Annotated in this window: 12 protein-coding genes; all 12 read right to left on the bottom strand. The window is 68.6% G+C overall.

Annotated elements, in window-relative coordinates; genetic code table 11:
• Positions 1 to 809 (bottom strand): discoidin domain-containing protein (locus Q7P21_RS16545; protein ID WP_304177969.1); only part of this gene is annotated, 809 nt, incomplete at its 3' end.
• Between the two features lie 74 nt (positions 810 to 883).
• A complete protein-coding gene (locus Q7P21_RS16540) occupies positions 884 to 1,576 on the bottom strand; it encodes a sugar phosphate nucleotidyltransferase (protein WP_304177968.1) in 693 nt (230 codons plus the stop codon).
• On the bottom strand, positions 1,573 to 2,661 hold the full coding sequence (locus tag Q7P21_RS16535) for a dehydrogenase (RefSeq protein WP_304177965.1): 1,089 nt from the start codon (positions 2,659 to 2,661) through the stop codon (positions 1,573 to 1,575). The genes Q7P21_RS16540 and Q7P21_RS16535 overlap by 4 nt, the downstream gene beginning before the upstream one ends.
• 10 nt (positions 2,662 to 2,671) lie before the next feature.
• Complete coding sequence (locus Q7P21_RS16530; RefSeq protein WP_304171048.1) at positions 2,672 to 3,241, bottom strand: phosphatase PAP2 family protein; 570 nt, start codon at positions 3,239 to 3,241, stop codon at positions 2,672 to 2,674.
• The gene (locus Q7P21_RS16525) at positions 3,241 to 4,245 is read right to left on the bottom strand and encodes a hypothetical protein (RefSeq protein WP_304171046.1); all 1,005 of its coding nucleotides are present in this window, start codon (positions 4,243 to 4,245) and stop codon (positions 3,241 to 3,243) included. The genes Q7P21_RS16530 and Q7P21_RS16525 overlap by 1 nt, the downstream gene beginning before the upstream one ends.
• Positions 4,246 to 4,250: 5 nt before the next feature.
• Positions 4,251 to 4,877: an SIS domain-containing protein gene (locus Q7P21_RS16520; RefSeq protein WP_304177964.1), complete on the bottom strand. Its 627-nt coding sequence runs from the start codon at positions 4,875 to 4,877 to the stop codon at positions 4,251 to 4,253.
• Positions 4,867 to 5,436 (bottom strand): HAD family hydrolase, encoded by a 570-nt coding sequence (locus Q7P21_RS16515; protein ID WP_304172176.1) that lies wholly within the window; start codon positions 5,434 to 5,436, stop codon positions 4,867 to 4,869. The genes Q7P21_RS16520 and Q7P21_RS16515 overlap by 11 nt, the downstream gene beginning before the upstream one ends.
• Positions 5,433 to 6,167: a nucleotidyltransferase family protein gene (locus Q7P21_RS16510; RefSeq protein WP_304172178.1), complete on the bottom strand. Its 735-nt coding sequence runs from the start codon at positions 6,165 to 6,167 to the stop codon at positions 5,433 to 5,435. The genes Q7P21_RS16515 and Q7P21_RS16510 overlap by 4 nt, the downstream gene beginning before the upstream one ends.
• A 9-nt stretch (positions 6,168 to 6,176) precedes the next feature.
• Entirely contained in the window at positions 6,177 to 6,926 is a 750-nt protein-coding gene (locus Q7P21_RS16505) for a transaldolase (RefSeq protein WP_304172180.1), read from the bottom strand.
• A 131-nt stretch (positions 6,927 to 7,057) separates the two neighbouring features.
• Positions 7,058 to 8,020, bottom strand: coding sequence for a glycosyltransferase family 2 protein (locus tag Q7P21_RS16500; protein WP_304177963.1), 963 nt, complete (start codon positions 8,018 to 8,020; stop codon positions 7,058 to 7,060).
• A complete protein-coding gene (locus tag Q7P21_RS16495; protein WP_304177962.1) occupies positions 8,017 to 8,973 on the bottom strand; it encodes a glycosyltransferase family 2 protein in 957 nt (318 codons plus the stop codon). Before Q7P21_RS16495 ends, Q7P21_RS16500 begins: the two co-directional genes overlap by 4 nt.
• Positions 8,970 to 9,554 (bottom strand): sugar transferase (locus Q7P21_RS16490; RefSeq protein ID WP_304177961.1); only part of this gene is annotated, 585 nt, incomplete at its 5' end. The genes Q7P21_RS16490 and Q7P21_RS16495, both read right to left, overlap by 4 nt.

Genomic DNA, 9,554 nt, shown 5'->3' with positions numbered 1-9,554 from the left:
GTGCCCGACGCCGTTTGCAGCAGGATGCGCAGGTAGCGCACCGACCCTGGCGCCGCGCCCAGCCTCAGCCGGACATGGCCGCCGGCGCCGTCGGAGATCGCGCCCGTCGGGAAAGTCACCCAACGGCCGGCCGGGTCATAGTCGCTGAGCGAGGACCAGTACTGGACCTCGTAGCGGACCGCATAGGGTTCGCCCCAGTCGATCTCGACCCCGTCGACCTGGGCCGGCGCGTCGAGGGTCAGGGTCAGCCACTGCGGCCGGGCCTGGGCCTCGCCGGTGTAGCTGGGATCGAGATAGGGGTTGGATTTCCAGAAGGTGGCCAGGTCGCCATCGGTCAGCCGGGAATAGTCGACATTGTTGGCGTTATCGACGGTGTCGCCCCGGCGCGGCAGCTTGTAGCCCCAGGAGGTCAGGATCGGCCTGGTCTGGCGGTCGTTCCCGACCCAATAGCCCTGGGCATGGGCCGGATCGCTCCAGGTCCCCTCCTCGCCCCAGTGCCAGGCCTCAATGCCGAGTTCGGTCCTCAGCCTGTAGGTCAGGGGCCGCAGGCCGGCCGAGCGCATGCTGGCGATGTTGTGGCCGGCGAACAGCCGGTCGATATCCCCTTCCTGAGCGCCGTCGATCCCCGCCCCCATCGCCTGGTCCGGCGAGGTCACATTGCGCAGACCGGCCGGGGTCAGGTCGACGGTCACCTTGATGTTTGCGGCGGCGGCCGGACCGGCCGCGACGCCCAGCGCCACGGCGAGAACAGCGCCGCCCCAGGCGCGAGGAGCCGGTCGGTCCGAATGTCGATCGCGGCGTGCGCTCATAGCGGTCTCGTCCTCGCCAGACCCCCTGATCCGGCTCGAAGACGGCGAGGTCAAGGCGGAGCCTCGATCCCCCCTCAGCGGGCCAGCAGCACCTGGGCGCCGGCGAGGCTTTCCGGCACGCCGATATCGATGAAATCGCCCGCGAAGACCTGGCCGCCCAGTTCACCGGCCAGGGCCGCGCGCGGCAGGAAATCCGCCTCCAGCGACCAGGCGCCTGGCAGGTCCGGCAGGGCCGCGCGGCTGATCCGATAGACGCCGCCATTGATCAGGCCCGGACTGGCCTCCCCGGTGCGCGGTCGGAACCTGACGACGCGGCCGGCCTCCAGCACCGCCGTCTCATAGCGATCCGCGACGGCGATCTCGCGCAGAGCCATCACCGCCGGGACATCGGTGTGATCGGCCAGGGCTCGCCAGTCGAAATCGAACCAGGTGTCGCCATTGGCGAGCAGGAAGGTCGGCGCGAGCCGATCCCGGGCCTGGACCAGGGCCCCGCCCGTGCCCATGGGTTCGGCTTCGACGACGACCTCGATCCGCAGGCCAAGCCGGGCGCCGACCTGGCACTGCGTCAGCCAATCGACCAGCACGTCGGCGCGAAAGCCGGCCAGCAGCAGGACCTCGGTGAAGCCATGCCGGGCGGCCTTGACCAGCAGGTGCTCCAGGAAGGGCTTGCCGGCCACGGATAGCATCGGCTTCGGCGTCTGGGCGGTCAGGTCGCCCAGGCGGGTCCCCATGCCGCCGACCAGCAGCACGCACTGGGTGACGCTCACCGGGGAACCGTCCAGGCCTCGGCGCCGTCGAAGGTCAGCTTGACCGAACTCGCCTGGCCGCCGGCGGCGTTCAAGGTCTGGATCAGGCGGAAGCGGTTTTCCGGGTCGGTGCAGAACATCAGAAAGCCCCCGCCCCCCGCGCCGGACACCTTGCCGCCCCAGGCGCCATGGGCCATGGCCAGTTCGAAGAGGCGATCGACCGTGTCGGTGGCGATCCCCTTGGCGGTGCGCTTCTTGGCGGCCCAGGACCGGAGCAGGATCTCGGCCACCTCGCGGGTGCGGCCCCGCAGGATCGCGTCCTTCATCAAGGCCGCATCCTCCTTCAGGCGGTGCATGTTTTCCACCGTCTCGGGATTCATCGCCACCAGGCCATCGATCTGTTCCTGGATGATGGTGTCGGAGCGGCGGGATTGGCCGGAGAAGCAGATCACCAGCGAACTCTCGAACTCGTTCAGATGAGCGCGAGGCGCGCGCAGCGGGTTCACCAGGGTCCGCTCGCCGGGCAGGAATTCGATATAGTTGAAGCCGCCAAAGGTCGCCGCATATTGGTCCTGCCGCCCGCCGGCCAGGCCCAGCTTCACCCGCTCGATGTCGAAGGCCAGTCGGGCCACCTCATAGGGGCCGAGCGGCAGGTCGAGGGCGACGCGGAAGGCCTCGATCAGGGCCACGACCAGGGCCGAGGACGACCCCAGGCCGGAGCCGGCCGGGGCGTCGATGGTGGTCGAGACGATCAGGGGCGGCGCGCGACCGTCGAGATAGGTCTCCACCACGTGGCGATAGACCGCCTTGTGCAGGATCAGACCGCTCGCAAGGCTCACCTCATCGAAACTGGCGTAGGACTCCTCGCCGCCGATATCGCTGGCGCGGAAGGCGATGCGACCCTCCGGATTGCGGGTGACATGGGCGAAGGCGAAGCGGTCGATGGTGGCGTTCAGCACCGCGCCGCCGAACTGGTCGCAATAGGGCGACAGGTCCGTGCCGCCCCCGGCCAGGCCCAGGCGCAGAGGCGCGCGGGACCGGACGTCGAACAGGCGGGCGTCGAACAGGCCCGTGTCCAGCTTGCGGCGATCAAGCATGGGGGTCATGGCAGGGCGCTCATAGGAACATGTCGCTTGAGATCCGCACGCCGGAGAGTAGCGCGAACGCGCCGGCCAGGACCATGCCGGTCAGCAGGCTGGCCGCGCCCTCGCCCCGGGGGTGGCCGCGCCGGGCCCGGACCCGGTCGAACAGGAACAGGAACCCCGCCGCCACGGCGACTCCGGCCGCCACGTCCGGGATGGTGTGGGTGCGCAGGGTCACCCGGGTGACCAGCACCGCCAGCAGCGCCAGGGTCGTCACCACCACGCCCAAGGCCGCCACAGCGCCCCGACAGGTCAGGGCGAACAGCAGGATCGCGGCGCCATAGACCACGGTGGCCAGGGCGGCGTGGCCGCTGGGCGCTCCGCTGGAGAACTGGAAGAGACTAAGCTCGTCCGGATAGGGAAACACCTGGCCGGCGCCGATCTTGAGGACCGTATCGACCACCGCCGTGCCCACGAAACAGATCGCGAAGGTCATGGCGGTCGGCCGGTCGAGCCTGGCCCAGCACCAAGCGAAGACTACGGCGGCGACCGCCGTGGCTGGAAACAGGTCGCCGAGATCGGTGATCAGGCGGGCGGCGTGCATCAGGCTGCGGCGCCCAGGACCTGGGCTCCTGCCCGGTCGATCTGATAGTTCAGGCGCGGCATGTTCTGGCTGGCCATATAGGCCTCCAGCTTCGTTCCGTCGCTGGGATCGAACAGCATCAGGAAGCCCCCGCCGCCGGCGCCGATCACCTTGCCGCCCAGCACGCCATGGTGGGCACGGACATGGTCATAGAGCTCGTCGATATGCGGCCAGCTGATCTTGGCCGACAGCTTCTTCTTCGAGACCCAATGCTCGTGCAGCATGTGGCCCCAGCCCTCCAGGTCGCCGGCGATCCAGGCGTCGCGGATCCGGTAGCCCAGGGCCTTGATGGAGCCCAGGCTCTCGGCGACGGCGTCCCGCGAGGGTGCGGCGGCCGACAGCATGGCGCTGTTCTGGTCGTTCAGGATCACGGCCGCGTCGCGGCGCAGGCCGGTGTAATAGATATGGGTATGGCGCACGAAGGCCGCCTCGACCTCGGGTGCAAGTTTCACTTGCCCCACCTTCACCGTGCCGTCAGGGGCGATGTCCAGCGTGGTCAGACCGCCGAAGGCGGCCATGTACTGGTCCTGCTTGCCGATCCCCTTGGCCAGGGTCTCGATCTCAATGCGGCAGGCCTCCTCCGCCAGGGCCTGGCGGTCGGGTGTATGGCCGTTGAGCGCGTGCAGGGCGCTGAGGAAGCCGACCAGGAAGCAGCTCGACGAGCCCAGGCCGGTGCCGCCGGCGATATCGCCGATCGAGGCGGCCTCGAACCGGTCGTCAATGCCATGCGCCTTGAGCGCCGCGCGGACCAGCTCGTGCTTCAGGTCATCCGTGCGTTCGCGCACCTCAGCCTCGGGCCCGTGCAGCACCACGCCGCTCTGGAACGCCGGCCGGTGGGCGGCGATGTGGATGTACTTGTCCAGGCCCATGGCGAAGATGAAGCCGCCGCCATGGCGGTAATAGCTCTCCAGATCCGTGCCGCCCCCGCCCAGGGTCACGCGCAGCGGGGTGCGGGTCGAGATCATGGGGCCTACTCCGCCGCCTGCGGCGCGGTCTTGGTCCCGGCGGCCAGCTGTTCCCAGTGGCCCTTGTTCATGGCGAGCTTGGGGTGCGAGACCAGCCCGTGCCAGACCACCGCCGCCAGGCCCTCGACCAGGGGCGTGATCAGTTCGGCGTCCACGGTCGGGATCACCACGCAGGCGTCGGCCGCCTGGGCCGTATAGCCGCCGTCGCGGCCGACGATGCCGGTCACCGTGGCGCCGCGCGCCTTGGCCAGCTGAATGGCGCGGACAATATTGGCCGAGACCGGCGGCGAGACGCTGCCGCCGCCGACCGAGAAGATCAGCAGGCCGTCAGCCGCCCGCAGGCGGCTGCCCTCCAGCCAGGCCGAGAAGCTGCCTTCCCACCCCTCGTCATTGATCCGGGCGGTAAGCTCGGAGACATTGTCGGTTGGGCAATAGGCCTCGAAGCCGCAGATCTTGCGGAAGTCGTTGGTGGCGTGGCTGGCGTGGCCGGCGCTGCCGCCGACCCCGATCAGGAACAGCCGTCCCTCTCGATCGCGCACCTTCGCCAGGGCCTCGGCCATGGCTTCCACGGCGTTGGGGTCGATGGCGGCCATGGCGCGCTGGGCGGCGTCGAGGAAGTGTTCAGTAAACACGGCGGGTTCCGTTCATCAGGGCTGGGGCGCAGGTCTTGGCGATAACAGGGATAGCTTGCGACAAGCTTTCGATCGTGCCGGTCGCCCCGGCGTTCGCGCCGGAATTATAGGGTCGGGAAAGCAGCAGGGTCGCGCAGCCGGCGGCCTGGCCACAGGCGACATCGCGATCCTGGTCGCCGATCATCCACGAGCGGGACACGTCGATCCCGTGGCGCGCGGCCAGGTCCAGGATCAGGCCGGGCTTGGGTTTGCGGCAGGCGCAGGCGTCGGCGTTGTCGTGCCGACAGGCCGCGACCTCCTCCACCTTCAGGATCGAAGTCAGCTTGGCGTGGATGGCGTCCAGCGCCGCGTCGGTCATCAGACCGCGGCGGACGTCAGGCTGGTTGGTCACCACGAACAGGGCGAACCCCATGTCACGGAGCGCCGCGAGCGCATCGGGCGCCTCGGCGACGACGGCCAACTCCTGCGGCGTGCGCGGCGAGGCAGGCTTGCCGTCACGCTCGACGATCTCGTTCAGGACCCCGTCGCGGTCCAGGAAGATGGCGGGGCGCAGGCTCATGCGGCCGCCAGTCGGCCTTCGGCCAGCAGCTTCTGGCCGGCGGCGTAGCTTTCGGGGGTGTCGAGGCCCAGGCAATAGCCCTGGGCGTCGAGAATATGGCCGCGCAGGGGACGGCCCTCCGCCAGCATGGCCGGGAAGACGTCGCGGCCGAAATCGGCGAAGGCGCCGCGCGGGATCAGGTCCAGCACGGCGGGCTCGACCGCATAGACCCCGGCATTGACCAGGCTCGACAGGGCGCCGGCGCTCGGCCCCTCCACGAAATCGGTGATGGCGCCCGCCGCGTCCACCCGCACCCGTCCGCCGGCGATGCCGGTGTTGAAGTGCCGGTCCTGGTCGAACAGGGCGACGGTGGCCTGGGCGTCAGCGCCGCGATGCGCCGCCAGCAGGGCCGCGAGATCGAAGCGCACGACGCTGTCGCCATAGACCACCAGCATGGTCTCGGTGACCACATCGGCGATATTGCCCAGGGCGCCGGCGGTGCCGAGCAGCTCCGGCTCATAGACATAGCGGATGCGCAGGCGGAAGGCCGCGCCGTCGCCGATCTCCTCGCGGATCATCTGGGCGCCGTAGTGCAGATTGATCCACACCTCGGTGACGCCCGACGCCGCCAGCCAGCGCAGATTGTGCGCCAGGATCGATCGGTCGCCGAACTTCAACAGCGGCTTGGGCTTGTCGCCCGCCACGCCGCGAATCCGGCTCCCGAGGCCAGCGGCCAGGACCAGGGCTTTCATCGATCCGTCCTAGAGGCTGTAGCCCGCCGCCTTGGCGTCGGCGTCGAACATCGCCACCGTCTCCAGCGACAGGTCGGCCAGGTCCTTACCGGCCAGGTCCAGCTTCTTCAGGATGTCGGAGGTGGCGGTGATGATCTGGCAGCCGCATTCGCGGGCCTGATGGACATTCAGCACCTCGCGGGTCGAGGCCCAGAGCACCTCGGCCAGCGGGCGGCGGGCGGCCATGGCGACGGCGGCGCGCATGATCGGCATGGGATCGAGGCCGGTGTCGGCGATGCGGCCTGCGAAGATCGAGATCACCGCCGGGGTCTTGGCGTCGAGCGCCTCGACCGTGCCCGCCACCTGTTCCAGGGTGAGGATCGCGGTGACGTTCAGCTTCACGCCCTTGCGCGACAAGGTCTTCACCAGGGGCAGGCTCGATTGCCGGCGCGTGTTGGTGATCGGGATCTTGATGTAGACGTTCGGGCCCCAGGAGGCGATCAGTTCGGCCTGGCGCTGCATCTCCGGAAACTCATCGGCGATCACCTCGAAGGAGATCGGCATGTCCGGGACCATGGCGATGAGCTCGCGGGCATAGGCCTCATAGTCCGTCACCCCGGCCCGACGCATCAGGCTCGGATTTGTGGTGAAGCCCGAGACCACGCCGTCGGCGTAGAGGCGGGAGAAGTCGGACAGCGCGGCGCCGTCCCCGTAGAGCTTGATCTCGCCCCGGGCCGGAACGGGCGCCGCGTCATTGGCGATTTCTAGGCGCTGAAACATCTTAACCTCGATTAACTTAGCTCTCAGGCTATGCCATTCGAGTGTAGCAATGCTTACGCCAACAGTAGTTTGAGCAATAATCAAAGTTATCAAAGTATTACTTCGCCAACCAGAGCGCGAAAATCGGCCCATTAGGCGGGATTGTTCGGCTCCTGGATGTAGCCCACGGGATTTTTCCACGAAAGCTTGCCGAGACCGTGGGCCATTGTGAGACGGCCCCGCGCCCGGGTGGTTGACCCAAATTCGAACAGGGCTGTGGCGATCACCGCGCCAGCCGCCAGCTGAAGGATCCCCTTGGCGGTCAGGATCGCCCAGGCCAGCCGCTTGTGGCGGGCGCCGTCGATATAGATGCTGACATAGTGCTGGGTCTCGCGACGGGTGCGGATCAGCCGGTAGGCGACCTCGGTGCGGTGGACGGGCACGATCTCGGTGACCTGCGCCTTGGCGGCCCAGACGATGCGGCGGCCCTCGCGGTGCAGGCGGACGAACAGCTCGGCGTCCTCGCCGCCCGCATCGCCGAACGCGAGCCGCATGGGCGCCTCGCCGTTCGGGAAGCAGCGTTCCATGTCGAACAGGGAATTGCCGGTGCCCAGCCCATAGCGCGGCTTGCCCGAGGCGGCGGTCAGATCGACCAGGGCGTGGTCGGGCAGATGCAGGTCGCGGGCGAACTGGGCGCCCTGCGGATCATAGGCGGGCGGATGGCCGGCCTCGAAGATCGCCAGGCGGGGCCCGACCGCGATTTCGGCGTCCCGGTCCCGCGCGGCGCTGACCAGCTCGTCCAGCCAGTCGGGATCGGCGACCTCGTCATCATCGATGAAAGCCACGAAACGCCCCGCCGCTTCCGAAAAGCCGCGATTGCGCAGGGTCGACATGTTGCGCGTGCCCTCGGCGACATAGCGCATGGGGAACGGGGCGGTCGCCGCCAGCTCCGCGACCACCGGCCGGCCGTTCAAGGACGGATGGTTGTCGATCACCACCAGTTCGAGGGAGAGCCCGAGGCGATTGGTCTGGGCCAGGCATGACCTCAGGGTATTGGCCAGCAAGCCGGGCCGATTATAGGTCGCCACGACGATGGAGACGTCCGGTCGGCTCACGCCGCCTTCTCCTGGATGAAGCCGATCGGGGCGCGGTAGGTCAGCTTGCCCAGGCCCTTGGCCATGCCGATGCGGTGGTCATAGCGACGCCGTCCCAGGAACTCGCCGCTCAGCAGGAACAGGCCGGCGTGGACGCTGAACTGGGCCAGGCCCAGGGCCGCGACCTTCAGCTGGGTGATCTTGGGCGTGTCGGAGGTGTTGATCCGCGAGGCGGCGTAGTGCTGCGACCCGCGTTTCATGCGGGTGACCATGTAGTCGGGGTTGGTCCGCTCGGTCTCGATGAACTCGCGGACGATGGCGGTCGGGCACCAGACGAACTTGCGCCCCGCCAGGGCCAGGCGGAACAGCAGGTGGGTGTCCTCGCCATTGGCGTCGCCGAAGGCCACGCTGAACGGCTCGGCGATGTCGAAGCAGGTCGCGACCCGGAAGGCCGCGTTACCGCTGCCCAGGCCCGTGCCCTTGCGCCGCAGCCTGCCGAACATCTGGATCGGCGCGTCGGCCGCCATGCGGAAGTCCAGCGTATAGAGCCAGGCCTCCGGGTCCCAGTCGGGCGCCTTGCCCGCCTCGAACAGCGGCAGCTTCGGCCCGAAGGCGACATCGGCGCCGGTGCGCTCCAGGCAGGCATGCAGTTCGCAGAGCCAGAGGTCGTCCGGCGCCTCGTCGTCGTCGAAAAAGGCGACATAGGTCCCCTTGGCCGCCGCTATGCCCTTGTTGCGCACCACCGAGATATTGCGGCGGGGATCACTGAGATAGGTCAGGGGCACGGCGCTTTGGGCGGCCAGCCGGGCGACCAGCCCCTCGGCCAGGCGGTCGGGGTGATTGTCGACCACGATGAACTCGAAGCCGCCGCCGGCCGGCGCCTGCTGACGCAGGCCCGAGGTCAGGGCGCGTTCGAGCAGATGCACGCGGTCATAGCTCAGCACCACGACGCTGATGACGATCGGCGGGCTCATACCCCGGTCCCCTTGACGACGACCACGGCGGTCTTGGCCAGGATCTGCAGGTCCAGCCACAGGCTCCAGCGGCGGATATAGTCGAGATCCATCTCCACCCAGCGGTCATAGTCGCTGATCCGATGGCGGCCCTCGACCTGCCACAGGCAGGTGATGCCGGGCTGGACGGTCAGCTTCTGCTTCTGGAACTCGCTGAACTGGGCGAACTCGTGCTCGCGCGGCGCCCGGGGCCCGACCAGGCTGATGTCGCCCTTGAGCACGTTCCACAGCTGCGGCAGCTCATCGAGGCTGTAGCGGCGCAAGACCCGGCCCAATGGGGTCACGCGCGGATCATTGGTCATCTTGAAGGCCGGGCCGGTCATCTCGTTATGGGCGGCCAGCTGGGCCTCCAGGGCGTCGGCATTGGTCACCATGGTGCGGAACTTGAGGCCCGAGAAGCGCCGCTCCCCCTGCCCCACCCAATGACAGACATAGAAGAGCGGACCCTCCGAAGTGGTGACCACCAGGAGCGAGATCAGCAGCAGCAGCGGCGCCAGCACGACCAGCAGCAGGCCGGAGATCACAACGTCGAGCGCGCGCTT

The organism is Phenylobacterium aquaticum, from assembly GCF_947378715.1.
In the GTDB taxonomy this organism is placed as follows: domain Bacteria; phylum Pseudomonadota; class Alphaproteobacteria; order Caulobacterales; family Caulobacteraceae; genus Phenylobacterium; species Phenylobacterium aquaticum_A.
This window is presented reverse-complemented; position numbering and strand designations above follow the sequence as displayed.